The sequence below is a fragment of the Bacillus mycoides genome (assembly GCF_001757995.1).
In the GTDB taxonomy this organism is placed as follows: Bacteria; Bacillota; Bacilli; order Bacillales; family Bacillaceae_G; genus Bacillus_A; species Bacillus_A mycoides_B.
In genome coordinates this window covers 1-25502 of record NZ_LXLV01000070.1, presented here as the reverse complement: position 1 = coordinate 25502, position 25502 = coordinate 1, and the positions used below count along the sequence as shown (strand labels likewise).

Here is a 25502-nt window from a genome sequence, read left to right as displayed (position 1 = left end):
GCCCGTAAACGCCCGATTGGTGAAGGTTAATAATCAGTGGGGAGGAATAAAACCCCCGCTGATTAAAGTTTCACTTTATATGAAATAACAGAATTTAGAATTGTCGCATTTTATCGAAAATAAAGTTATAATGGACGTAGAGAAATTTAGGGGGTCTGAACATGTTTCAAATACAAAAAGAATTAGCAAGTCATGAAGCGGTAATTGTTGCCTTATTTGAAGAAGATAAAACGAGTAGCTTTGTACAAGAACTGGATAAAGCGTTTGAAGGACAGTTACAAGTTTTATTAGAAGAAAAAGAACTTTCAACTAAGAAGAAAGCAATTTCAAAAGTACATAGCTTAGGAAAAACGAATGTTAAACGTTATTATTTTGTTGGTTTAGGTAAGAAAGAGTCATATACAACAGAAACGTTACGTGCAGCTCTTAGTAAAGCTTTTAAATCGTTACAATCAGCAAAAGTAAAAGAAGCAGCAATCTTACTTGATTCTTTCGTAACAGAGAAATTAGATACGATTGATGTAGCTCATATTGCGGCAGAAGTACAAGGTCTTGGTACATATGAATTACAAACGTATAAATCAGATAAAAAGGATCGTGTAGAGTTAGAGAAGTTCACGGCTATTACAGCAGAAGATGCACAAGAAATTGAAGCAGCATTAACGGTAGGATACGTACATGGACGTGCAACGAATTCAGCTCGTACGCTTGTAAATATGCCGCCAAACGTATTAACAGCGACAAAGCTTGCTGAGTATGCAGTTGAATTAGCAGAAAAATACGATATGGATTATAAGGTTCTTGAGAAAGAAGAGATGGAAGAGCTTGGTATGGGTGCATTACTTGCAGTAAACCAAGGATCTACTGAACCGCCAAAAATGATCGCTCTTATTTATAAAGGAAAAGAAGAGTGGAAAGATGTAATTGGATTTGTTGGAAAAGGGATTACATATGATACAGGCGGTTATTCTTTAAAACCACGGGAAGGCATGGTTGGTATGAAAGGTGATATGGGCGGCGCTGCAGCTGTTCTTGGCGCGATGGAGATCATCGGTGAACTTCGCCCCGAGCAAAATGTAATTGCTGTTATTCCATCAACTGACAATGTTGTAAGTGGTACGGCGTTTAAGCCAGACGATGTTATTACATCTATGAGCGGAAAAACAATTGAAGTATTAAATACAGATGCAGAAGGTCGCCTAGCGTTAGCTGACGGTATTACGTATGCGAAGAAACTTGGTGCAAATTACTTAGTTGATGTTGCAACATTAACAGGCGGTGTAATTGTTGCACTTGGAAATCATACAACAGGGGCAATGACAAATAATGAAGCATTGTTTGAACAAGTGTTAGAGGCTTCTATGGAAACGGATGAACCAATTTGGCAATTGCCGATTTTTGAACGTGATAAAGAACGTGTCAAAAACAGTAAATTTGCGGATTTAAATAACTCACCAGGCCGTGAAGGACATGCGGTTATGGCTGGGACATTCCTTGGTGAATTTGCAGAAGAAACACCATGGGTACACTTAGACATCGCTGGAACATCTGAAACAACAGGTGCACATGATTTAGGACCATCTGGAGCAACAGGTGCAATGGTGCGTACACTTGCAACACTTGTTGAGCGTTTTGGAGAAGAATAATTTTTGAAGAAAATGCTGTCTCAAATTTTTTTGGGACAGCATTTTCTTATTGATATGGTATGACTAATGTCAGTTTTTGTCGGTAAGTCGATATATTTGGAGTTACGGTTAATATAATTTCATTTACTATTGTACTGTCATACAGTGAAAGATTCATCTTATAAAGAAATCGTATATAACGTCCCGCTTAAAGCGAATGAAGTACGCCCTGTTTCTTCAGAGACAACTAATATAAGTGCATCGCTTTTTTCTGATAAACCAATTGCTGCCCTGTGACGTGTTCCTAACTCAGGGTCAATTTCTGTACTTTTCGTTAACGGAAGAATATTAGCAGCTGAGACAATATGATTGTTTTTAACGAGAATGGCTCCGTCATGAAGGGGGTTGCCTGGATAAAAAATTGATTCAAGTAACGGTGCGGTTAAATGAGCGTTTAATGTTGTTCCAGTTTGAATGAAAGATTCAAGTGTCTCGTTTCGTTCCACAACAATAAGAGCACCGTGTTTTCGGGCGCTTAAATGTTGAACAGCTACTGTGATAAAATGTGAGCTTTCCGTATAAGGTGATAAATACGCCTGAATATAGTATGTAGCTGCCAATGTTTGTACATCCGCTAACATATGATGAATATCTTCCATTTTACATAAAATACATTCATCTTCTTTATCGATTGCATGCCTCATGTTTGATAATTCTTTTTCAGCAATTTCAATCATTTGCTTTGTTTTTATTTTGAGCTCTTCTGACAAGCCCCATTCTTGCATAATCCTCATTCCCTTTGGTGGAGTATTTAACCATAGTGTATACAAATATTTATAGTAAAATCCTGCTAGATTTTAAAAAATATTGAGATGCAGGTTGTTTTTTTCATATAATGAAGGTACGACAGGCGAGAGGAGATGGAAGTATGAATTGGAAACAAGAATTTAGTCGCTGGCTTTCATATGCAGAATTAGACGCAGAATTAAAAGAACAGCTAGAAAACATGAAGCAAGATGAGAAGAAAATCGAGGATAGCTTTTATAAAAATCTAGAGTTCGGCACAGGTGGTATGCGTGGTGAACTTGGTGCTGGTACGAACCGTTTAAATGTATATACAGTTCGTAAAGCAACAAAAGGATTAGCTAGGTTTATTGAAAAATTAGGTGAAGAAGCGAAAAAACGTGGTGTTGTTGTCGCGTATGATTCTCGTCATAAATCACCTGAATTCGCAATGGAAGTAGCTGCTACTCTTGGTGCACAAGGTATTACAACATATGTATTTGAAAGCCTACGTCCAACACCAGTGCTTTCTTTCGCAGTTCGTCATTTACATACAGTAAGTGGAATCGTTCTTACGGCAAGCCATAATCCGCCCGAATATAACGGTTATAAAGTATATGGTGAAGATGGTGGGCAGTTGCCTCCAAAAGAAGCTGATGAGTTAATTAGCTACGTAAATGCAGTAGAGAATGAATTAACAGTTGAAGTTGCTGATGTTGAGCAATTAAAAGCTGACGGTTTATTACATATAATTGGACAAGAAGTAGATGATGCATATGCGGCAGAATTGAACAATGTCATTATTAATAAAGAGATGGTGAAAGAAGTAGGAAAAGATTTAAAAATCGTCTTTACACCATTACATGGAACATCAAATATTTCGGTACGCCGTGGTTTAGAAGAAGTTGGATTTACAGATGTAACAGTTGTAAAAGAGCAAGAGTTACCAGATCCAAACTTCTCTACAGTAAAATCACCAAATCCAGAAGAGCATGCAGCGTTTGAGTATGCAATTCGCGACGGTGAAAAAGTAGGTGCAGACGTGTTAATCGCAACAGATCCTGATGCAGACCGTCTAGGTGTAGCAGTTCGCAATCACGATGGTGAGTTCCAAGTATTAACTGGTAACCAAACAGGTGCGTTAATGCTTGATTACTTATTATCACAAAAGAAGGAAAACGGAACTCTTCCAGAAAACGGTGTTGTTTTAAAAACAATCGTAACGTCTGAAATTGGCCGTACAATCGCAAAAGCATACGGTTTAGATACAGTTGATACGTTAACTGGATTTAAATTTATCGGTGAAAAAATTAAACAGTATGAAGAAAGCGGACAATATGAATTCCAATTCGGTTATGAGGAAAGCTATGGTTATTTAATCCGTCCATTCTGCCGTGATAAAGATGCGGTGCAATCAGTCCTATTTGCATGTGAAGTAGCTGCGTACTACAAATCACAAGATAAAACGTTATATGGTGGTCTGTTAGAAGTATTTAAGAAGTATGGGTTCTTCCGTGAGGACCTTGTATCGTTAACGTTAAAAGGAAAAGACGGTGCCGAACAGATTCAAAAGATGATGGCAACATTCCGCGGGAATCCTCCGAAAGAAGTAGCTGGTTTAACAGTCGTTGCAGTTGAGGATTATAAGGAAAGCATCATTACAACGTTACAAGATGGAAATAAGGAAGAGATTCACTTACCGAAATCAAATGTGTTAAAATATCAATTAGAAGATGGTTCTTGGTTCTGCTTACGTCCATCTGGAACAGAGCCGAAAATTAAATTCTACTTTGGTGTACAAGCTGATTCCTTACAAAATAGTGAACAAAAGTTACTTACTATTAAAGAAGATATTATGAATCGTTTATAATAGAATAGAGTGCTACTGATAGGAAAAGAGGAGAACGGAGAACGGCCTCCTCTTTTCTTATAGTTTTGTTTGATGTAGAGGATTATTACGAGCGAGTGTTATAAATTTGCACTTTACTAAGAGAATTAGAATGAAAAGCGAGGGTATTTGTCATGAAAAAAGTGAGAAAAGCAATTATCCCGGCAGCGGGATTAGGAACACGCTTTTTACCAGCAACGAAAGCAATGCCAAAAGAAATGCTTCCAATTGTAGATAAACCAACAATTCAATACATCGTAGAAGAAGCAGTAAAATCAGGCATCGAAGATATTATTATCGTTACTGGTAAAGGAAAGCGCTCTATCGAAGATCATTTTGATAACGCATTTGAATTAGAGCAAAACTTATTAGAGAAGAAAAAGTATGAGTTACTTGAAAAAGTACAAGCTTCTTCTAAAATGGTAGATATCCATTACATTCGTCAAAAAGAACCAAAAGGATTAGGACATGCTGTTTGGTGCGCGCGTAAATTCATCGGTGATGAGCCGTTTGCAGTATTATTAGGCGATGATATCGTTCAAGCTGAAAAACCATGTTTACGTCAATTAATAGACGAGTATGACAAAACACTTTCTTCTGTTATTGGTGTACAAACTGTACCTGAAGCAGAAACACATCGCTATGGAATTATTGATCCGTTAGAGCAAGAGGGACGTCGTTATCAAGTTCGTAATTTCGTTGAAAAACCAACGCAAGGTACTGCGCCTTCAAACTTAGCGATTATGGGACGTTACATTTTAACTCCTGAAATCTTTATGTTCTTGGAACAGCAACAAGTTGGAGCGGGTGGCGAAATTCAGTTAACGGATGCAATTCAAAGCTTAAATGAAATTCAACGTGTATTTGCTTACGACTTCGAAGGAAAGCGTTATGACGTTGGTGAAAAATTAGGATTTGTTCAAACAACAATTGAAATGGCATTGCAACACCCAGAATTACGTGATGATATGTTAGTAATGATGAAGAAAATTTTAGACGAGCAAATGAAGCAAGAGTCTTAATATAATAAAAAGGAGTTGTTCCAATTGGAACAACTCCTTTTTATTATGAAATCGTCGAATGAGAATGCTGATAAGCCGAACGACGTACAGCATAGTATATGCGAGGTGCGATAATAGCGCCGATAATTGTAAACGCAATATCCTTTACTGCGAACCACATCATAATCATCCAGGCAGCTTTATAACTCATATTACCGCCCATGAAAATATTGACTGCCCCGTACATATAAGTAGTACCGATAATATACGTTAAAATGATTCCGACGAAAGAAGCAATTGCAAAGGTGCTGAATGTTGGTCGTTCTTTTTGTTCTACTAGTTTTCCTGATACGTAAGCAACGATAATAAATGCGATAATAAAACCACCAGTAGGATCTAAAAGTGCTCCAAACCCAGCTTTGAAGTTAGCGAAGATTGGCGCACCCGCTACTCCAACAAGCATGTAAACAGTCATTGATAATGCCCCGAGTCTACTTCCAAGAAGAAGCCCTGCTAAAATTGCGAAAAATGGTTGCATAGATAATGGAACGCCCGCTATTTGCAGGAATGGTGCCCAAGATACAATATTTGCACCAATAGCCATAAGAGCGACGAACATGGCAGCTAATGCTAAATCTAAAACATGAAGCTTCTTCATAATGTTAACCTCCAGTTATGTTTAGATTAACATTATCGTAGCGAAAATATTTACTTGTTGTCAATCAAAATATTTTGATAAGAAGGCTTTAAATAGTCTCTAAGCAATGTGTATGGAATACGAAATTGCGGGATTCCGCTTGAATAAGGAGCAATTTCGTATAATGGAAAATAAATAACGAGATTATCTGTCTCTAAAAAGTAGTGAAACTTTTTCGCGCTCGTTACTTTTTCGACTGCATCAGGAAAATAAATGCTTTCATTTTGTTTAATTTGTCCTACAATCTCTGTGCGAATTATTTCTTTATATTTATCCTCTTGTTGGAATAGGTCGTCTAAGTGTAATAATTTTCTCTCATTCAAATCAAATGTATTTGCCTTCCACGTATAAAGTCCGTGTGCTCCGCCTGTATATTGATAGTAATTCACATATAGACTGAGAAAAGGTGGTTTGTTTAAAGGTACTTTATAGTCAACATTTGCAACGTATGGATGAAAGGGTGTGCTAGATCCTTCTGTTTCTTTATAATATTTCTTTGCTTCTTTCTCCAACTTGTTTTTGAATTTATGAGTAGAGTTTTTGTAATAGGAATTCAGTTTATTTTGAAATTGTGAATCAGAAAAATTGTGAAAAAAAGGCCTGTTAATTTGATATTCTATATAAGGTTTCTTACCTTTTTGCGTTACAGTCTGAACATCGATTGTCAGGTTGGATGCTTTGGCTGCATGCGTACAATTTGGTACAATAGTGAGCAAGGAGAACATAAGCAGTAGTATACAAAATTTCTGTTTCATTTAGGTGAAACCTCCTTATATAAGTGTTATAGGTAGTTTGAAAGTAAATAGGTAAAAATATACATTTAATTAAAAGTGAGGAAAAGGGGGAAACGATATGTCAAAAACTTTAATGGATTCGCTTGGAATTGAGTTGTTAGAAATGACAGAAGATAAAGTAGTTGCTACGATGCCTGTGGATGAACGTACGCATCAGCCGTTTGGATTTTTACATGGCGGTGCATCTGTTGCATTAGCAGAAACTGTAGCAAGTGTTGGTTCATACAATTTAATTGATCAAGAAAAATGTATTTGTTTCGGATTAGAAATTAATGCAAATCATATTCGCTCAAAGCAAGATGGAATTGTAACAGCAATCGGAACACCGATACATAGAGGACAATCGACAATGGTTTGGGATATTCGCATCATTGATGAAAATGATGATTTACTATGCATATCAAGATGTACAGTAGCAATTAAAGAAAAACGTGAAAAATAGAAAAGAGGCGGCTCTTATGAGCTGCCTCTTTTTTTATAATTAGAACTGGATTTTCTTCTCTAAGAAACCTTTTAGTTCGCTAATTGGCATACGAACTTGTTCCATTGTGTCACGGTCACGTACTGTAACAGCTTTGTCTTCAACTGAGTCGAAGTCGTATGTGATACAGAATGGTGTACCGATTTCGTCTTGACGACGGTAACGTTTACCGATAGAACCAGTTTCATCAAAGTCTACCATGAAGTCTTTAGCTAGTTCTGCGAATACTTCAGTAGCACCTTCAGATAGCTTTTTAGATAATGGTAAGATAGCTGCTTTATATGGTGCTAAAGCAGGGTGGAAACGAAGAACTGTACGAGAATCGTTTTCTAATTGCTCTTCTTCATATGCATCACATAAGAATGCTAATGTTACACGGTCTGCACCTAGAGATGGCTCGATGCAGTATGGCACGTAACGCTCATTCGTTTGTGGATCGATATAGTTAAAGTCTTCGTTAGAGTGTTCCATGTGACGTTTTAAATCGAAGTCTGTACGAGATGCAACGCCCCATAGTTCGCCCCAACCGAATGGGAATCTGAATTCAATATCAGTTGTTGCGTTACTGTAGTGAGATAATTCGTCTTCACCGTGGTCACGAAGACGCATGCTTTCTTCAGTCATACCAAGTGAAAGTAACCAGTTTTTACAAGTTTCACGCCAGAATGCGAACCACTCTAAATCTTCACCAGGTTTACAGAAGAATTCAAGTTCCATTTGTTCGAATTCACGTGTACGGAATGTGAAGTTACCAGGTGTGATTTCGTTACGGAAACTTTTACCGATTTGACCGATACCAAATGGAAGTTTCTTACGCATAGAGCGTTGTACGTTTTTAAAGTTTACGAAAATACCTTGTGCTGTTTCAGGACGAAGGAAGATTTCGTTTGTGCTAGACTCTGTAACACCTTGGAATGTTTTGAACATTAAGTTGAACTGACGGATTTCAGTGAACTCTTCACTACCGCAATCAGGACATTTTACTTCATGTTCTTTCATTAAGTCAGCCATTTGGTCGAAAGTAAGACCGTCAACGACCATTTCGATGCCTTTTGTGTCTAATGCATCTTCAATTAACTTGTCAGCACGGTGACGAGCTTTACATTTTTTACAGTCGATCATTGGATCATTAAAGTTACCAACGTGACCAGAAGCGATCCAAGTTTTTGGGTTCATTAAAATAGCAGCATCTAAACCAACGTTGTGTGGAGATTCTTGAATGAATTTTTTCCACCAAGCTTTTTTAACGTTATTTTTTAATTCGATTCCAAGTGGACCGTAATCCCATGTGTTTGCAAGACCACCGTAAATTTCAGAACCAGGGAAAACGAAACCGCGATGTTTTGCTAAGTTTACAACTTGTTCCATTGAATACATAATAAAATCCTCCTTTTGAAAGTTAACGTATTTGCGATGACGTGATGGGTACTTTGGAAACGGGGCATCTCCTTTTAGGTGATATCCAGCTCCAGCGGCTAGAATGTTCGGTCATTTCGCTTTCTCGCTCGAAGCAAAAAACGCTTCAAGGTCGAGAGTTTGAAGTGCCCTGCGATTCTGAACGAGCCGCTGCCGCTTTTAAATTATCCAGCTCCAGCGGCTAGAATGTTCGGTGGCTTCGCTTCTTCCGCCGAGGCAAAAAGCGCCTCTATGTCAGAAGCTCCATCCTCCTCACATTCTGAGCGAGCCGCTTGCGCTTTTAAGCACAAAAAAGCTCGTCTCTAGGCAATCATGCCTAGGGACGAGCTTGTATATACCCGCGGTTCCACCCTAGTTGATGTGCATTTCACACATCCACTTTCATCACGTATTGCTCGAGACTGCCGTTTCCTTGCGGTTTCAGGCTTTCACTATCCCTGAATCGCTTTTTGTGCAAGTACTTATAAGTCCGTCATCGCTACTTATATTAATAATAATGAACATATTCTAACACGTTCTTTTTTAAATCACAATAGAGGAACGTGCCTATCTATGATAGAGTCTCGCCTAGTTTTTCATTATTTATTCCGTAATTTTGCTTAATGTGCTTAATTGCTTCGCGTTTACTTAATGGAGCGAGTTCGTTGTTTTGAACGTATTCCCAAACTACATCTGGCTTTGTTTTTGCGTATTCACGAAGGACCCAGCCAATCGCCTTTTGAATGAAAAATTCTTTTGAAGAATGTAGTTGTCCGATAATCCAGAAAAGGAGTTCTTCGTCCATCTTTTGTTTATATTTCAGTTGGAATAAAATAGCGGCACGTTGTAGCCATATGTTTTCTGATGCAATCCACTTTGGAATATATGCAGAAATTAATTCTGGATGTTTTAAAAAGATACCACCTAAAAAGGTAGGAACGATGCTATCTACAGAATCCCACCAAGATTTCGTGACAATAAGTTCTTCTAGAAATGGGATATGAGTTTCATTTATGTGTTTTTTATATTTTTGCATGATATCGAGTGCGGCAGCTTGAAATTCACGTTCTGGTAAGTCCCAAAGCTCACGTATGATAATTTGGAAGTCCTTTTTATCTGGGAGAGTATGTATTTGAATGACGTCTTTCAATAATTGTCTTCTCTCGGGAGTTTGAATACCGAGAAATGGGAAGTGATTTTTCATATAACGTGCCATCGGTTCTGCTTTTTCGGGATTTTGATGAGCTGTAAAATGCTCTTGTAATGCTTTTACAAATGGATGCATAGGTATGTGCTCCTCTCTTATTATCTTTCTTCTCTTATTATACAAAGAGTTTGGGTGAATTTTAAAACATAACTTGCAATGTAATGAAATATGTTGAGAAGAGAGAGGAGAGGATAAGATGGAAGATCAAAGCGTACTAGCAGGTTTCTTTGCTCTTAGTTTTGCGTTTATTCTTGTTATAATAATTTGGGCAATTATTTCGTACTTGTTAACGGCTTTTGCACTTTATACGATGGCGAAAAATGATGGTGCAAATGATGGTGTTCTTGCTTTTATTCCTTTTATAAATAGTAAGACATGGGGTGACTTAGCGAAAGATAAATTGCCGGATTTCTTGAAAGAAGAAGCAGGGTGGAAAGTATTCGGTATATATGTCGCATGCTTTATTTTTAATTATGTACCAATTATAAGTCTGCTAGCAGCGGCTGTGTCGATTGTACTGTCTATTTATCTCATTTACGCTATTTTGGACAGATATGGAACGAATGCGATATTATTTACGATTATTCATGTAATCACATTTTCGGTTTTCTTGCCGATTCATTTATTCATTATTCGAAATGAGCCGATGAGGTATAACGAGTGAATTTTCTAAAAATTGGTACTGAATGAGATATAAAAAAGCGCCCTGCTTAACAGGGCGCTTTTTCTACTACATAAGGTAGCGTAAATAAATATAAATATGAGAAATGATTAATGAAACGATCATAATTGGGAAGCCGACTTTAAGGAATTCCATGTAGCTGAATTTATGTCCTTCACGACTTGCGATTCCGGCTACGATTACGTTAGCAGAAGCACCGATTAATGTTCCGTTTCCACCTAGACAAGCACCTAATGCTAACGCCCACCATAGTACGTCGATTTGTGCGTCAGAAGGTGATAAACCTAGCCCAACTGCCATATCGTTAATTAGTGGGATCATTGTTGCAACGAATGGAATATTATCGATTGTTGCAGAGGCGATACCAGATACCCATAGAATAAGGATAGATGCTTGAGAAATATCTCCACCTGTTATTCCAATTACCTTTTGAGCTAACGTTTTGATAAGGCCGATGTCGATAAGTCCTCCAACGAGTACGAATAGTCCCGCGAAGAAGAAGATAGTTACCCATTCTACGCTAGCGAATACCTCTTCAATTTCATGTTCTTTCACACCGATTAGCATAAGTACAGTAGCACCAGTTAAGGCAATGATAGCTGCATCAATATGGAAAATAGAATGAGTCATGAAGCCTAAAATAGTAAGGCCAAGTACTGTTAAAGATTTCTTCATTAATACTGGGTCTTTAATATATTGTTTTTCATCTAAGCTCATTAACTTTTTAATTTGTACAGGATCAGCAATTAATTGTTTACGGTACATGAAGTAAAGCATTGTTGCTGTAACAGCAATAATGATGATTACGATAGGTGCTAAGTTGAATAAGAAAGCATTGAAATCTAAATGCTTATTTGCAGAACCAATCATAATATTTGGTGGATCACCAATTAGTGTTGCTGTTCCTCCGATATTTGAAAAAATAATTTCAGAAAGTAAATATGGAACAGGATTTACTTGCAAGATGCGCGTAATAGATAAAGTAACTGGAACAACAAGAAGTACTGTTGTAACGTTATCTAAAAATGCGGAGCCAAGCGCGGTAAGTAAGGAAAGTGAAATTAAAATTTTAATTGGATTTCCTTGTGCTTGTTTAGCTGCTTTAATGGCAACGTATTGGAATACCCCAGACTTACTTGTAATGTTCACTAGGATCATCATACCGATGAGTAATGTAATTGTTCCCCATTCAATATGTTTCGTAAAGGCATTGTGTAGGTCAACGACCCCTGCAATTACCATGAATGCTGCACCAAGAAGTGCGATGACAGCGCGGTTAATTTTTTCAGAAATAATAATGGCATATGTAATTAAAAAGACTGCGATAGCGAAATAATACTGCCAGTTTGCGAGTTCTTGCGTTGTTTCGTGCAAAAATCTCATCTCCTTTCATTCACTTTGCTTAGTGTGTCAAAAAATTAACTAGATGAAACACACATAACGTCATTATAAAGTAGAAAAATGGCGGATGTAAATGAAAGGGTTTATTTTGTCATATTTTCTGTATAGGTCATTTTTTCTTATTTTTAAAAATATTTGTGGGCATCTGACATATATATAAGATACATCCAATCTGAATATTTAAAATAGAATCAGCATTCGAGCTTGTTCGTGTAGGAGTGTCAAATAGAAAGGAATGACAAAGATGATAAGGAAGGGATCGTATGGATGAACAACGATTTTTGTTTTTAGACTTTGAGTTTACGATGCCCCAGCATAGAAAAAAGCCAAAAGGTTTTTTCCCGGAAATTATTGAGGTCGGACTCGTTTCAGTTGTTGGTTGTAAGGTGGAAGATACGTATTCATCGCATGTTAGACCGAAAACATTTCCGTCTTTAACGGATCGATGTAAAAAATTTTTAGGAATTAAACAGGAAGTAGTGGACAAAGGAATTTCTTTTCATGAACTTGTTGAGAAACTTGCAGAATATGAAAAGAGGTGTAAACCGACAATTGTAACGTGGGGAAATATGGATATGAAAGTCTTAAAGCAAAACTGCGAAATGGCGGGAGTAGAATTTCCATTCTTTGGACAGTGTCGTGATTTATCGCTTGAGTATAAGAAGTTTTTTGGAGAGAGAAATCAAACAGGGCTGTGGAAAGCAATTGAGGCTTATGGAAAAGCAGGAACAGGAAAGCATCATTGTGCGCTTGATGATGCGATGACGACATATAATATTTTTAAGTTAGTAGAAAAAGATAAAGAGTATTTAGTCAAACCAGCACCTCCGACATTAGGGGAACTTGTTGATTTTTCGAAAGTGTTAAAGAAAGTGAGTACACAGTAACGACCAAATTGCAAAACATGTAATTTGGTCGTTTTGTTTTTTTAAAGTTTGTAATCTTGCTTCAATTGCTGAAGTGTTTCTAGACTTCGCACCGCAAAAGGTGAATCATCTTTAGAAAATGAATTCATTTGAGTCTCTAATGCTAATTTTAGTGATTCTATATAATCCGGAATTTCTCCTTCATATTTCTTCACCATTTGCTCTGGAATGTTCGTCTGTTCACGAAAAGCTAAAGCGCGTCTTTCATGGAAGAATGGTACGTCAGCTTGATTTACATTATGTAAATCACCTTGCACTGGATGTTTTAAAACAGCTAATACTTTTACGACGTAACTGCCAGGACGGCTATTTGTAATTTCGCCGATGTATTTTCCAGTTTTATAAATACCAGTAACGATTTCACCAATTTCAAATGTTTCTCTCATATTTTTCACCTCAAGTTTATAGTAAGGAAAGTGCGCGAAGGAGTCAAAGAAATCATTCGCTTTCGGAACGCTCCCCTTGAGAATATGACAGGCTTCAATTATAATTTAAGATGATAAAACAGAAAATTCTGATGATAATTCTTTTCATAAATTCCCTGATAAGGAGTGTTCTGTATGATGCCTTTATATTTTCCTGAAGATAAAACGGAGTATATTATTCCGGGTATTGTTTGCGTTCTATTTATCATCGGTGCGGTTGCTACGTGGCGTATGTTTATTCGTGTATCAAAACGAGAAGCAGAGCGATTACAGAAAGTAGAAGAAAAGCTTTTAGCTGAAAAGAAACAGTAATTCATTTTTGCATGTTTCCCTCTATGCTCGGACAATCTAAGGGCAGAAAGTATTTTGGAGGGAATTGAATGAAAAGACGGCTTTTTTTCAGTTGTTGTTTATTATTTCTAATGGCGGGTTGTGACCAAGGGAAGCCGAAAGAAATTGATGTGAAATTACATAATGTTTCAGGTGATGAAGTTGGGACTGCAAAAGTAGCTCAGCAAACAAGTGGAGTGAAAATTACGATTAAAGCGGAAGGCTTTACACCAGGACCACACGGGATACATGTACATGAAATCGGAGAATGTAAAGCGCCAAGTTTCGAATCATCTGGGAATCATTTTAATCCGGATAATAAAAAACATGGGCTCTTGAATCCGAAAGGTGCGGAAAATGGTGATTTACCGAACGTAGTTGCAGATGGTTCTGGAAAGGTTAAAGCAGAAATCGATGCACCGCATATAACGCTTGAAGAAGGAAAAACGACGATTCATAGAAAAGATGGAGCGTCTATTATTATTACAGAAAACGCTGATGATGGTATGACACAGCCAACGGGTAAATCTGGTGGCCGAATTGCTTGCGGTGTTATCGTAAAAAAAGCGTCGGATATGAAGAAAAAATAGAAGCTACCGTGAATGGTAGATTTTGTTGTAAAACCGCATGATAGTAAGTGGAATTATATCGATTTATCGAAAAAAAGGAGGCTATCCCAAAATTATTTTGGGATAGCCTCCTTTTTTATTATGAGAATGTATGGTGTAGTCTGTTTAAAATTTCTTCTAGAACAGATCTAGGACAGCCAATGTTAATTCGGATATGGGCTTCCCCGCCTGTTCCGTATTTCTCACCAGGCTCAACGATGATTTTACCTTTCTCTTCAAGCAATGCTGTTCGTTCATCTTGAGAAAGGTCCAAGTGGGAACAATCAATCCATAGTAAAAAACTACCTTCTGGTTTAACTACAGAAAGAGCTGGTATATGATTTTGAATATACTCACAAGCAAATTGAGCGTTATCTTCAGCGTACAATCGAATTTCATTTAGCCAATCATTACATTCTGTATAGGCACTTTGCATTGCTGTATAAGCAAATGTATTTAATCCGTGGAATCCTTGTCTATATTGGATAGACATAAAGGCATTACGGAGATTTTCATTCGGAATAATGATGATCGATGCTTGCAATCCAGCGATATTAAATGTTTTGCTCGGAGCCATACAAGTAATAGTGCGTGCTGCCAATTCTTCAGATAAAGAAGCAAACGGTGTATGATTATGGCCTCTATAAATAATATCGGCGTGAATTTCATCCGCGACAACGGTTACATTATACTGCGTACATAACGTACCGAGTTTTATTAGCTCCTCTTTCGTCCAAACGCGCCCGATAGGATTGTGAGGGCTGCAAAGAAGCATTAGTTTTACACCTTGTTTAAATTGAGTTTCTAGATGCTCGAAGTCTATCTTATATATGCCATTTTGCTTAAACAAGGGACTCGCACATAATTGTCTATTATTTGTTTTGACCATTTCAAAAAATGGTGGATAAATAGGAGGTTGTACGAGTACGGCATCTCCTTCTTTCGTTATAGCTTGTATGCTCGTACTAAGAGCTGGAACGATACCTGCGCTAAATACAATCCATTCTTTTTGTATTTCCCAATTGTATTGGCTTTTCGTCCAATTACAAATGATATCCCCAATATTTTCAGGAGGAAGTGTATAGCCGAAAATAGGATGTTCTATGCGTTTTTGTAATGCAGTTTGAATTGGTTTTGGTACTTCAAAGTCCATATCGGCAATCCAAGCGTGGATGAGCTCTTCATTTTTATATGTATCCCATTTTGTACTATGTGTTCCGCGCCGATTTACCGTTTTATGAAATAGTTGCATATGTTTGCTCCTTTCTTCTGTCAAACTGTTAAGTTATGAAAATTCTCACTCTTCTTATAGAATAGCTGATATGATACGATAAAGAAAAGCATTAAAAAGTGAAAAGGCGGGAAGTAGATGGGTGCATATGACAAAATGATTGAGGTTGTGAAAAATTGGGATCCGTTTCAAATGGGACCGGAGTTTTATGAAACAGAAGCGAGCGATGTTGTAAACGTCGTAAGTGTGTTTGATGATCCGAAATACATCGCAAAGAAAATTCAACATATATACTTTATGTCTTTTGAAGAAGTACCTGCACTTGAAAAATGCGAAAAATTAGCAGTAGAGTTACTCGTACTAAAAGAAGGCGGAAGTTGTTCATTATAGGCTGTCGGAATTTACGACAGCCTTTTTGTTTATTTTCGTTTGGATTGATTAAAACTTCACTTTATCCCGTTTTAACGGGCAGTAAGACTCCCGCCTCAAAATTTGGTTGAAGCAAAGAGGTTAGGCGAGAAATCAAACTGCCCGTAAAATCCCGATTGGTGAAGGTTAATAATCCGTGGGGATAGAACTTCCCACGGATTAAAACTTCACTTTATCCCGTTTTAACGGGCAGTAAGACTCCTGCCTCAAAATTCGGTTGAAGCAAAGAAGCTAGGAGGGAAACCAAACTGCCCGTAAAATCCCGATTGGTGAAGGCTAATAATCCGTGGGGATAGGAACCACCACGGATTAAAGCTTCACTTTATTGCGCCGCAAACGCAATAATTTCTTCATAAACATGATCGGGCTTTTCTTCAGGGAGTAAGTGCCCTGTATTTTCGTAAGAAATGAAAGTTGAATTAGGTAGGTCCTTATGGAGACGGTGTCCTACATGTACAGGGACGACACGATCTTTTTCACCCCAAATGAGTAATACTGGGGTTTCGATTTTTTGTAATTCAGTTGAAGATAAGTCGCCTTCACGGTCTCTTATCATTCGAGTTAAAGCAGGGAATATACGATCATCATAAAAAGGAGCAGCATAGCCTTCCATCATTTCATTGTCAATTAATGAATGGTCATGAACGACATTCATTAAGTTATGAACGATGCCTCTTCGAATAATCCAGTTCTTCACGTATAAGTGGAAGAACGGTAAATAAGAGGAGTACAGTAAAGGGAAGTTTGCGCGTGCTAAATAACTAGAGCTACATAGTAAAATCGTCTTTGAAATTAATTCAGGGCGCAGGCGGTTTACAAAGAGTGAAATTTGTCCGCCCATAGAATGACCAACTAATACAATATTCGAGAGCGATAAATGTTCGATTAAATCGATAATAATAGCTGCTAAATTGTGATAAGAATATTTAAAGAGATGAGATTTATCACTTTTTCCGAATGGTGGTAAATCAAGGGCAATTACTGTACCTTCCTTTGTTAGTAAAGGAATGAGTCGTCGATAGCTAAATGAGGAAGAGAGGAAGCCGTGAACGAGTACGAAAGTAGGTCGTTCTTTTTTAGTATTATGTTCATACAATTCGTAATGAATAGTAGTCCCGCGAGTGGAAAAAGTGAAGTAAGGGCATTTGCATTCATGGTTCATTTTTTGTCACTCCATTGATTTTTGTTCATATCATCTCCAGGCAAGAAACAAAATATGTTAACAAAAAAAGGCAAGATGACATCGTCATCTTGCCTTTCGCGTATTTATAATTACCCACGCACAATATTAGGTGGTGTTTTTCCTTGTAATCCTGCCACTAAATTTTCAGCAGCGGTCATTGCCATTTGCTGCCGAGTTTTTAATGTTGCAGATCCGATGTGCGGCAAAGTTACAACGTTTTGTAATGATAAGAGCGGATTCTCTTTTTGAATCGGCTCTTGTGTAAATGTGTCGATGCCGGCTGCAAATATTTTCTTTTCTGTTAACGCATGAATTAATGCAGTTTCATCTACTGTTTTCCCGCGAGAAGCATTAATGAAAATTGCTGTTTCTTTCATTAGTGAAAATTCTTTTTCACCGATAAGATGATACGTTTCATCTGTTAATGGAGTAAGGAGAATAATAAAATCAGATTGTTTGATTAGAGTTTGTAAATCACAATATGTAGCATCAAATTTTTGTTCAGCTTCTTCTTTACGGCGACGGTTATAGTAAAGAACATTCATATCAAATCCGAATTTCGCTCGTTTTGCGACAGCTTCTCCAATTCGTCCCATTCCGATAATGCCGATCGTACTATGATGTACATCTAGTCCGAAGTGCTCTTTTCCGATTTCAGCGTTCCATTCACCATTTTTCACATAGGAATTGAGTTCGCAAACACGGCGACCAGCAGATAACATAAGAGCGAAAACGAGATCGGCTACTGTATCATCTAACACATATGGAGTATTCGTTCCGATAACATTTTGTTTTTCCATCGCTTTTAAATCAAAGTTATCATGGCCAACAGAAATGTTACTTACTACTTTTAAATTAGGAGCAGCCTGCAATAACTCTTCATTTATAGTAGATCCGAAATTTAATAACCCATCTTTATCTTTTATTTTTTCTAATAGAACATCACGAGGTACTTTCTCATTTTGATCCCATTTTTCAAAATCACAGTGTTCTGATAAATAGTTTTCTACAAATGTTGGAACTGGTTCGGCAATATATACTTTTGGTTTCACGGTTCCATCCCCTTTCCTCTTTACCCGGATTGGTGTGTGCTAATAATCAGCGGGGATGAACCCTCCCACTGATTAAAGTTTCACTTTACCCCGCTATTAACGGGCAGTAAGACGCCCACCTCAAAAAACGGCTGAAACAAAGAGGTTAGGTGGGAGATTAACTGCCCGTAAAAGCCCGATTGGTGAAGGTTAATAATCAGTGGAGGTGAATCTTTCCACTGATTAAAGTTTCACTTTATTTTGACATAATTCTCGAAAAAAATCTTCTTTTCAAACTGGAAAGAGTATTTGTATAATTTAGACACAAACTAAAAGGAAGGATGATTTATATGGTGACAGAGAAAGAATTAGAATTATTAGCTTGTCTTGAAAAGAATAGTCGTTTATCTGTAGATACATTAGCGAAGTTGTTAAATATAGAAGTAGAAGAAGCGAAAAAAATGGTTGCGAAATTAGAAAGTGAAAAGATTATCGTGGACTATGTAACACATATTGATTGGACGAAGGTGAAAGAACATACGGGTTTAACGGCGATGATTGATGTGAAAGTTACGCCAAAGCGTGGCGTTGGGTTTGATGCAGTTGCTGAACAAATTTATCGCTATTCAGAAGTGAAATCCGTGTATTTAATGTCAGGGACATATGATCTTTCTATCACATTAGAAGGGAAGACGATGGGAGAAGTAGCGATGTTTGTTTCTGAGAAATTAGCAACAATTGAATCTGTCGTTTCTACGACAACACATTTTATTTTGAAGAAGTATAAACATGAAGGAATTATTTATGAAAAAGACGATGATGATAAGAGAATTGTGGTGACACCATGAAGCAATTTGAACTATCTAGAACAGCAGAATCTTTACAACCATCAGGGATTCGAAAGTTTTTTGATTTAGCAGCAAATATGAAAGGGGTTATTTCTCTTGGAGTAGGAGAGCCTGACTTTGTTACACCTTGGAATGTAAGGCAAGCATGTATTCGTTCTTTAGAACAAGGATATACGTCATATACAGCAAATGCAGGATTATTGGAGCTCCGTCAAGAAATAGCAAAGTATCTAAAAAAACAATTTGCAGTATCTTATGATCCAAATAAAGAGATTATTGTTACAGTTGGAGCGAGCCAGGCGTTAGATGTAGCGATGCGCGCCATTATAAATCCTGATGATGAAGTGCTCATTATTGAACCAAGCTTCGTTTCATATGCACCGCTTGTGACGTTAGCTGGAGGAGTGCCAGTTCCTGTGGCGACTACTTTAGAAAACGAGTTTAAAGTACAACCAGAGCAAATTGAAGCAGCTATTACAACGAAAACAAAGGCAATATTACTTTGTTCTCCCAATAACCCAACAGGCGCAATGTTAAATAAATCCGAATTAGAAAAGCTAGAAGTTATTGTTGAGAAGTATAATTTAATCGTGTTATCTGATGAAATTTATGCAGAGCTCGTATATGACGAAGCATATACGAGTTTCGCGAGTATTAAAAATATGCGTGATCATACGATTTTAATTTCAGGGTTTTCAAAAGGGTTTGCGATGACGGGATGGCGTCTTGGGATGATTGCAGCCCCTGTGCAATTTTCAGAATTAATGCTCAAAATCCACCAGTATTCAATGATGTGTGCGCCGACGATGTCTCAATTTGCAGCACTTGAAGCGTTACGCGGGGGAAATGATGAAGTAATTCGAATGAGAGATAGCTATAAAAAACGTCGTAATTTTATGACGACATCTTTCAATGAAATGGGCTTAACATGTCATGTGCCAGGCGGGGCATTTTATGTCTTCCCTTCTATAGCTTCAACCGGACTATCTTCAGCAGAATTTGCAGAACAATTATTATTAGAAGAAAAAGTGGCTGTTGTTCCTGGAAATGTGTTTGGCGGGAGTGGTGAAGGATTTATTCGTTGTTCATATGCAACATCGCTTGAGCAACTTATGGAAGCAATGAAGAGAATGGAACGGTTCATAGAGAATAAAAAAAGGACAAAACACAATACGTTTTGTCCATAAAAGGGGGGGGAATACTAGAAAGCCATGTGTTAGCATTCTATCCTAATATTGGATAATTATACGTATTATAGAAAATTTTTTCGTGAATTTTGAATGAGTTCTATCAAAGTGGTATAATTTACTAATATAAGGTGGGAGTATCCTCGGTGTTTTACTTAGGATACTTACTCACTAATCGGATATTTAACAATAAATACATCTGCTTTGCTATTTACAAGTGTAGAGAAAATGGTAAACGTATGGGAGTGTTTCACATGTCAGAACAATATACAACGGGAGTGGTTGTAACAGGGAAAGTAACTGGAATTCAAGATTACGGTGCATTTGTAGCTTTGGATGCAGAAACACAAGGACTTGTGCATATATCTGAAATCACAAATGGGTATGTAAAAGACATTCATGACTTTTTAAAGGTCGGAGATACAGTAGAAGTAAAAGTACTTTCAATTGATGAAGAACACAGAAAAATGAGTTTATCGTTAAAAGCGGCGAAAAGAAAGCAAGGACGAATTCTTATACCGAATCCATCTGAGAACGGATTTAATACGCTGCGAGAAAAGCTAGCAGAATGGATTGAAGAATCGGAGGTAATAAAGTAAAAGAGGAACGCATATGAGCGTTCCTCTTTTACTGTGACTTATGATATATATATTTGCAAATATGATTGCATGCAATCATATTCGTATGTCGGAGGCGAAAAAGACATACTGACTATTGAATTTCATGTGTTTCTGGGTGAGTACCAAGATTCTCGGATGGTTTAAATAGTAAGCCGAGATTGATAAGCCCGGAAATACCAACGATGCCGTAAATAATACGTGCAAGGGCTGAGTTTTGTCCACCGAAAATGGCTGCTACTAAGTCAAACTGGAAGAACCCGATCAGTCCCCAGTTAACAGCGCCGATTACAGTGAAGACTAATGCGATACGTTGTAGAGTACTCATGAAAAGTCCCCCTTAATATGAAGCGTGAGCAAGCGCTGAGTTAATAAGAAAATTTAACTCCTTTATAGAATGGTATAGTTTTGTTGTTTTTATACATGAAAAATGTACGAAAAAAGGATGTATATACATCTATACCGAAAAATGCGAATTTTTATGCAAAAAATGAACTTTTTCTAAAAAATAAATAATGGTTACGTTTACAATTGTTGAATCGCTTGATTTACAACTTTAGTTTCGCTAAAGTGAATACAGAAATACATATACATAATTGGAGGGAAAAAGATGAGTACACATGTAACGTTCGACTATTCTAAAGCGTTATCCTTCATCGGTGAAAATGAACTAACTTATTTACGTGATGCAGTGAAAGTAACGCATCATGCAATCCATGAAAAAACTGGAGCTGGGAACGATTTCCTTGGGTGGGTAGAGCTTCCGCTTCAATATGACAAAGAAGAATTTGCTCGCATTCAAAAATGCGCAGAAAAAATTAAAAATGACTCTGACATTTTACTTGTTGTAGGTATTGGTGGTTCTTACCTAGGAGCACGCGCAGCAATCGAAATGTTAAACCATTCTTTCTATAACACGCTTTCTAAAGAACAACGTAAAACTCCACAAGTGCTATTTGTTGGACAAAACATTAGCTCCACTTACATGAAAGATTTAATGGACGTACTAGAAGGTAAAGACTTTTCTATTAACGTTATTTCCAAATCAGGTACAACAACAGAGCCTGCAATCGCATTCCGTATTTTCCGTAAATTATTAGAAGAAAAGTATGGAAAAGAAGAAGCTCGCAAACGTATTTATGCAACTACAGATAAAGCGCGTGGTGCATTAAAAACATTAGCTGACAATGAAGGTTACGAAACATTTGTAATTCCAGATGATGTTGGCGGTCGTTTCTCTGTATTAACACCAGTAGGATTATTACCAATCGCAGTAAGTGGCCTAAACATTGAAGAGATGATGAACGGTGCAGCTGCTGGTCATAATGATTTCGCGAAATCAGAACTTGAAGAAAACCCAGCTTACCAATACGCAGTAGTTCGTAATGCCCTATACAATAAAGGGAAAACGATTGAAATGCTTGTTAACTATGAGCCAGCACTTCACTATTTCTCTGAGTGGTGGAAACAGTTATTTGGTGAAAGTGAAGGAAAAGATCAAAAAGGTATTTTCCCATCTTCAGCAAACTTCTCAACTGACTTACACTCATTAGGTCAATACATTCAAGAAGGTCGTCGTGACTTATTCGAAACAGTTCTTAAAGTAGGTAAATCTACACATGAACTAAAAATCGAATTAGATGACAACGATTTAGATGGATTAAACTACCTTGCTGGTGAAACGATAGACTTCGTAAACACAAAAGCATACGAAGGTACATTACTTGCACATAGCGATGGCGGAGTACCAAACTTAATCGTAAACATTCCAGAACTAAACGAGTACACATTCGGTTACCTTGTATACTTCTTCGAAAAAGCATGTGCGATGAGCGGCTACCTATTAGGCGTAAATCCATTTGACCAACCAGGAGTAGAAGCGTACAAGAAAAATATGTTTGCTTTACTTGGAAAACCAGGATTTGAAGAATTAAAAGCAGAATTAGAAGAGCGTTTAAAATAATAAAAAGCGATCGGGTCTCCGATCGCTTTTTATTATTTTACTGAAAAGTACATCGGTATATTCAAACTAGAATGGGTATGCTAAAGGAAAAGTCTAGGAGGGATGGGCTTGATTCCGATTCAATCAAAGTTAGAAGGACATACATATGCGTTATATAAGTTAGAAGAAGTTATGAAACCACTTGGGTATAGCGTTGGTGGCAATTGGGATTACGATAAAGGGTGCTTTGACTATAAAATCGACGAAGAAGATGGGTATCAATTTTTACGAGTCCCATTTACAGCGGTGGATGGGGAATTAGATGTGCCTGGTGTAATAGTTCGTCTTGAAACGCCTTATATTATTTCGCACGTATTTCAAGACGAACTAGATGATGAAGTAAATACGTTAGCTGCTGGGACGAGCTTAGATCAGTTTGCCCAGCCGAAAGATCCAGATGGAGACGTGAAAAGAAAGTATGTCGATATTGGTAAAGTGCTAGTACAAGAACTAGAAAAGCATTTCTTTAATGGCGAATAACAATGAGTGTGTCACTTTCAATGATAATAAAGGAATGAACCGGATTAATCATATATTGTTCATCACGCTTTATACCTAATAAGAGGATATTTTGTTTTAAAAGAGTGTAGCTGCAATTAGCGAAAGTTTGTCCTATACATGAAGGTGTGGGCTCCAGCAGTTGTAATTTATTATCAGAGATTTCATCGTAGAGTGAGAATAAAACACCTGAAATGGAAGGGAATAAAAGCGAAGCGGTAAATACATAGCTCGTTAATTTATTTCCTTCTATAATTTCTGATACGCCAGCTCTCGTTGCATTTTGGATTTGCTCAGAAGTAAGAAGTTCAGCAATACAGTGAATGCTTGGGTTAAGTCCTTTTGCGGTTAAAATATTTAAAATGGACTGTGTATCTGCTAAGCTTTCATTTTTTTCTTTATCAGCCGTTATTAATATTGTATGTGCTGTTGTAATGTTTGCTTTTTGTAAAGTTTGATCGTGATGTGGACAACCTTTTATAAATTCTAAATGATGAAATGGTTTTGGAAGTAAAGAAAGTGTTTCATCAATTAAAACGATATCAAGATTCGGTTGTAATATGTGCATTTGTTTCACAACATGTTTGGCACGTTCATTCCAGCCCACGATAATCATATGTCCGCTAGAAGTAGCGGCTTCTTCTCCTTTAACCTTCATATATTGTTTATTAATCATTTCAGTAGCGAATAGAACCATATAATAAGAACAAAATCCGGTTCCTAATAAAATTATTCCTATCCCGATAATCTTTCCTATCGTTGTATGCGGTGCGAAGTCACCATAGCCAACAGTGAAAATTGTAACGATTGACCACCAAACCCCGTCGAACCATGTGGTGAAGTGAGCTGGTTCTAATATATGTATAAGAAAGCCGGAGAAAGCAGTGAGTACAACGATAAAACAAATTAAACGAAAAATAATGGAATCACGAAATGTATCTACTAAGTTCGGACGTGATTTCAATTTTGTATTCCTCCTTATTTTGCAGGACTACATTCATTGTTACCATTATAGAAAAAAGAAAAACTCTCCAATTAAAAAGAGAGTTCGTTTCATAATTAATACATACTTTCAACTTCAGTTTGCTGAACACTTTCAAGATGCTGGAGAGCATAGTAAACATCTGCAGTATGTCTCTTTTGATCAATAGATAATTTAAGATGTAAGTAGTGAGAACCGCTTTCTAATGTTTTGAGCTTCATATTTTTAACCTTTATATCCATTTCTTTTATTTCTTCAATTACAATGGGGATATTGTCCATATTTCGTACAACAAGTTTCACTGCGATATCACGTTGACGAAATGATCTAGGGCCTACAAATTTCATAGTTAATGGGATAAGTTCTACACTAATCATAAGGAAACACATTCCGAAAATAGCCTCGATATAGAAACCAGCTCCAACGGCAATACCAATACCAGAAGCACCCCAAATCATAGCGGCAGTCGTTAGTCCCGCAATACTATCGTTTCCTCTTCGCAAAATAACACCGGCACCTAAAAATCCGATTCCTGATACGATTTGAGCGGCAAGTCGAAGTGGATCCATATTCATATGATCGGTATGTGGTAAGTTGTAAGCTGCTTTAATAGAAACAATGGTTAGGAGGCAACTAATAATAGAAATAACTAAACATGTTTTTAAACCGAGTGGTTTACGTTTTAATTCACGCTCTAAACCGATAGCGAATCCTAAAATAGCAGAGAGACCTAGTTTTATTAATAAGTCGGTGTAGTCCATGTATATTCCTCCTTGTATGATATGGTATATGAATAAAACGTTTATATAGAAAGAAACGTTTTTTGGCAGAGTGACTTTATATAGAATATATGTAGGAATTACTTAGAAATGAAAGAGATATTTCGTTTAAGTATATGATATTAAAAAAGAAATGTAGTTGGTTTAAAAAAAGTTTTCAAAAGGTGTTGCATTTCATTTTTTCACATGATATATTAATAACCGTCGCTGATGCGGAAACGCAGAAAACGACAAAAAAGAAATTGAAAAACTTAGTTGACATCGAAAAACGAAGATGTTAACATAAGGAAGTCGCAAATGAGCGACCAAGTAGTTCTTTGAAAACTGAACGAAACAAACAACGTGAACGTCAATTTTTATTTTTAGATGCTAGACAAACTAACTTTATTGGAGAGTTTGATCCTGGCTCAGGATGAACGCTGGCGGCGTGCCTAATACATGCAAGTCGAGCGAATGGATTAAGAGCTTGCTC

Annotated in this window: 28 protein-coding genes and 1 rRNA gene; 15 read left to right on the top strand and 14 right to left on the bottom strand. The window is 37.2% G+C overall.

Annotated features, from left to right (window positions below; all coding sequences use genetic code 11):
- The first annotated feature begins 161 nt into the window (after positions 1 to 161).
- The gene (gene pepA, locus BWGOE10_RS24560; RefSeq protein WP_070145323.1) at positions 162 to 1646 is read left to right on the top strand and encodes a cytosol aminopeptidase; all 1485 of its coding nucleotides are present in this window, start codon (positions 162 to 164) and stop codon (positions 1644 to 1646) included.
- A 158-nt stretch (positions 1647 to 1804) separates the two neighbouring features.
- Here pepA and cdaS read toward each other — a convergent pair whose 3' ends face one another.
- Positions 1805 to 2410: a sporulation-specific diadenylate cyclase CdaS gene (gene cdaS / locus BWGOE10_RS24555; protein WP_070145322.1), complete on the bottom strand. Its 606-nt coding sequence runs from the start codon at positions 2408 to 2410 to the stop codon at positions 1805 to 1807.
- Positions 2411 to 2553: 143 nt separating this feature from the next.
- Between cdaS and BWGOE10_RS24550 the strand changes: the two genes are divergently transcribed.
- Positions 2554 to 4278, top strand: coding sequence for a phospho-sugar mutase (locus BWGOE10_RS24550; protein WP_070145321.1), 1725 nt, complete (start codon positions 2554 to 2556; stop codon positions 4276 to 4278).
- Between the two features lie 152 nt (positions 4279 to 4430).
- Positions 4431 to 5318 carry a UTP--glucose-1-phosphate uridylyltransferase GalU gene (gene galU, locus BWGOE10_RS24545; RefSeq protein ID WP_070145320.1) on the top strand — a complete coding sequence of 296 codons (888 nt, stop codon included), beginning with the start codon at positions 4431 to 4433 and terminating at the stop codon, positions 5316 to 5318.
- A gap of 43 nt (positions 5319 to 5361) precedes the next feature.
- Here the strand turns inward: galU and BWGOE10_RS24540 are convergent, their stop codons facing one another.
- The gene (locus BWGOE10_RS24540) at positions 5362 to 5955 is read right to left on the bottom strand and encodes a biotin transporter BioY (protein WP_002160036.1); all 594 of its coding nucleotides are present in this window, start codon (positions 5953 to 5955) and stop codon (positions 5362 to 5364) included.
- 50 nt (positions 5956 to 6005) lie between these two features.
- Positions 6006 to 6749 (bottom strand): DUF3298 and DUF4163 domain-containing protein, encoded by a 744-nt coding sequence (locus BWGOE10_RS24535; protein WP_070145319.1) that lies wholly within the window; start codon positions 6747 to 6749, stop codon positions 6006 to 6008.
- Between the two features lie 97 nt (positions 6750 to 6846).
- Between BWGOE10_RS24535 and BWGOE10_RS24530 the strand changes: the two genes are divergently transcribed.
- Entirely contained in the window at positions 6847 to 7230 is a 384-nt protein-coding gene (locus BWGOE10_RS24530; RefSeq protein ID WP_002145111.1) for a hotdog fold thioesterase, read from the top strand.
- A 39-nt stretch (positions 7231 to 7269) separates the two neighbouring features.
- On the opposite strand, the gene BWGOE10_RS24525 is transcribed toward BWGOE10_RS24530, so the two are convergent.
- The 3 genes from BWGOE10_RS24525 to BWGOE10_RS24520 all read right to left on the bottom strand — a co-directional run bounded on the left by BWGOE10_RS24525 (position 7270) and on the right by BWGOE10_RS24520 (position 9949).
- Positions 7270 to 8646, bottom strand: a complete 1377-nt coding sequence (locus BWGOE10_RS24525) for a glycine--tRNA ligase (RefSeq protein WP_070145318.1) — start codon at positions 8644 to 8646, stop codon at positions 7270 to 7272.
- 203 nt (positions 8647 to 8849) lie between these two features.
- Positions 8850 to 8975: a hypothetical protein gene (locus BWGOE10_RS33760; RefSeq protein WP_257209060.1), complete on the bottom strand. Its 126-nt coding sequence runs from the start codon at positions 8973 to 8975 to the stop codon at positions 8850 to 8852.
- A gap of 260 nt (positions 8976 to 9235) precedes the next feature.
- On the bottom strand, positions 9236 to 9949 hold the full coding sequence (locus BWGOE10_RS24520; protein WP_070145317.1) for a DNA alkylation repair protein: 714 nt from the start codon (positions 9947 to 9949) through the stop codon (positions 9236 to 9238).
- 118 nt (positions 9950 to 10067) lie between these two features.
- Between BWGOE10_RS24520 and BWGOE10_RS24515 the strand changes: the two genes are divergently transcribed.
- Entirely contained in the window at positions 10068 to 10535 is a 468-nt protein-coding gene (locus BWGOE10_RS24515) for a hypothetical protein (protein WP_070145316.1), read from the top strand.
- Positions 10536 to 10601: 66 nt separating this feature from the next.
- Here BWGOE10_RS24515 and BWGOE10_RS24510 read toward each other — a convergent pair whose 3' ends face one another.
- Entirely contained in the window at positions 10602 to 11927 is a 1326-nt protein-coding gene (locus tag BWGOE10_RS24510; protein ID WP_070145315.1) for an ArsB/NhaD family transporter, read from the bottom strand.
- Positions 11928 to 12217: 290 nt separating this feature from the next.
- Between BWGOE10_RS24510 and kapD the strand changes: the two genes are divergently transcribed.
- A complete protein-coding gene (gene kapD, locus BWGOE10_RS24505; RefSeq protein ID WP_070145314.1) occupies positions 12218 to 12841 on the top strand; it encodes a 3'-5' exonuclease KapD in 624 nt (207 codons plus the stop codon).
- A 41-nt stretch (positions 12842 to 12882) separates the two neighbouring features.
- Here kapD and BWGOE10_RS24500 read toward each other — a convergent pair whose 3' ends face one another.
- Entirely contained in the window at positions 12883 to 13266 is a 384-nt protein-coding gene (locus BWGOE10_RS24500) for a kinase-associated lipoprotein B (protein ID WP_070145313.1), read from the bottom strand.
- Between the two features lie 174 nt (positions 13267 to 13440).
- On the opposite strand from BWGOE10_RS24500, the gene BWGOE10_RS33005 reads away from it, so the two are divergent.
- On the top strand, positions 13441 to 13617 hold the full coding sequence (locus BWGOE10_RS33005) for a hypothetical protein (RefSeq protein WP_000982763.1): 177 nt from the start codon (positions 13441 to 13443) through the stop codon (positions 13615 to 13617).
- 68 nt (positions 13618 to 13685) lie between these two features.
- Positions 13686 to 14225 (top strand): superoxide dismutase family protein, encoded by a 540-nt coding sequence (locus BWGOE10_RS24495; RefSeq protein ID WP_070145312.1) that lies wholly within the window; start codon positions 13686 to 13688, stop codon positions 14223 to 14225.
- A 118-nt stretch (positions 14226 to 14343) separates the two neighbouring features.
- On the opposite strand, the gene BWGOE10_RS24490 is transcribed toward BWGOE10_RS24495, so the two are convergent.
- Positions 14344 to 15495 (bottom strand): MalY/PatB family protein, encoded by a 1152-nt coding sequence (locus tag BWGOE10_RS24490; protein WP_070145311.1) that lies wholly within the window; start codon positions 15493 to 15495, stop codon positions 14344 to 14346.
- A gap of 117 nt (positions 15496 to 15612) precedes the next feature.
- On the opposite strand from BWGOE10_RS24490, the gene BWGOE10_RS24485 reads away from it, so the two are divergent.
- Entirely contained in the window at positions 15613 to 15864 is a 252-nt protein-coding gene (locus BWGOE10_RS24485) for a YugE family protein (protein ID WP_002015854.1), read from the top strand.
- A gap of 361 nt (positions 15865 to 16225) precedes the next feature.
- On the opposite strand, the gene BWGOE10_RS24480 is transcribed toward BWGOE10_RS24485, so the two are convergent.
- Positions 16226 to 17065 carry an alpha/beta fold hydrolase gene (locus BWGOE10_RS24480; protein WP_002112576.1) on the bottom strand — a complete coding sequence of 280 codons (840 nt, stop codon included), beginning with the start codon at positions 17063 to 17065 and terminating at the stop codon, positions 16226 to 16228.
- Between the two features lie 110 nt (positions 17066 to 17175).
- On the bottom strand, positions 17176 to 18168 hold the full coding sequence (locus BWGOE10_RS24475; protein ID WP_070145310.1) for a 2-hydroxyacid dehydrogenase: 993 nt from the start codon (positions 18166 to 18168) through the stop codon (positions 17176 to 17178).
- Between the two features lie 299 nt (positions 18169 to 18467).
- Between BWGOE10_RS24475 and BWGOE10_RS24470 the strand changes: the two genes are divergently transcribed.
- From BWGOE10_RS24470 to yugI, 3 genes are all read left to right on the top strand, one after another.
- On the top strand, positions 18468 to 18965 hold the full coding sequence (locus BWGOE10_RS24470) for an Lrp/AsnC family transcriptional regulator (RefSeq protein WP_070145309.1): 498 nt from the start codon (positions 18468 to 18470) through the stop codon (positions 18963 to 18965).
- On the top strand, positions 18962 to 20152 hold the full coding sequence (locus BWGOE10_RS24465; protein WP_070145308.1) for an aminotransferase: 1191 nt from the start codon (positions 18962 to 18964) through the stop codon (positions 20150 to 20152). The genes BWGOE10_RS24470 and BWGOE10_RS24465 overlap by 4 nt, the downstream gene beginning before the upstream one ends.
- A gap of 254 nt (positions 20153 to 20406) precedes the next feature.
- Positions 20407 to 20751: a S1 domain-containing post-transcriptional regulator GSP13 gene (gene yugI / locus BWGOE10_RS24460; protein ID WP_002015848.1), complete on the top strand. Its 345-nt coding sequence runs from the start codon at positions 20407 to 20409 to the stop codon at positions 20749 to 20751.
- 112 nt (positions 20752 to 20863) lie between these two features.
- On the opposite strand, the gene BWGOE10_RS24455 is transcribed toward yugI, so the two are convergent.
- A complete protein-coding gene (locus tag BWGOE10_RS24455) occupies positions 20864 to 21097 on the bottom strand; it encodes a DUF378 domain-containing protein (protein ID WP_002034535.1) in 234 nt (77 codons plus the stop codon).
- 282 nt (positions 21098 to 21379) lie between these two features.
- Between BWGOE10_RS24455 and BWGOE10_RS24450 the strand changes: the two genes are divergently transcribed.
- Both BWGOE10_RS24450 and BWGOE10_RS24445 read left to right on the top strand, forming a co-directional pair.
- Complete coding sequence (locus tag BWGOE10_RS24450; protein WP_070145307.1) at positions 21380 to 22732, top strand: glucose-6-phosphate isomerase; 1353 nt, start codon at positions 21380 to 21382, stop codon at positions 22730 to 22732.
- A 108-nt stretch (positions 22733 to 22840) separates the two neighbouring features.
- The gene (locus BWGOE10_RS24445) at positions 22841 to 23251 is read left to right on the top strand and encodes a YugN-like family protein (protein WP_070145306.1); all 411 of its coding nucleotides are present in this window, start codon (positions 22841 to 22843) and stop codon (positions 23249 to 23251) included.
- On the opposite strand, the gene BWGOE10_RS24440 is transcribed toward BWGOE10_RS24445, so the two are convergent.
- Together BWGOE10_RS24440 and BWGOE10_RS24435 are read right to left on the bottom strand one after the other, a co-directional pair.
- Positions 23238 to 24233, bottom strand: coding sequence for a potassium channel family protein (locus BWGOE10_RS24440; protein WP_070145305.1), 996 nt, complete (start codon positions 24231 to 24233; stop codon positions 23238 to 23240). The two genes, BWGOE10_RS24445 and BWGOE10_RS24440, sit on opposite strands and share 14 nt — an antisense overlap.
- 95 nt (positions 24234 to 24328) lie before the next feature.
- The gene (locus tag BWGOE10_RS24435) at positions 24329 to 25012 is read right to left on the bottom strand and encodes an MgtC/SapB family protein (protein WP_002145127.1); all 684 of its coding nucleotides are present in this window, start codon (positions 25010 to 25012) and stop codon (positions 24329 to 24331) included.
- 402 nt (positions 25013 to 25414) lie between these two features.
- Between BWGOE10_RS24435 and BWGOE10_RS24430 the strand changes: the two genes are divergently transcribed.
- Positions 25415 to 25502: ribosomal RNA gene (locus tag BWGOE10_RS24430) — 16S ribosomal RNA — on the top strand; the annotation flags it as partial.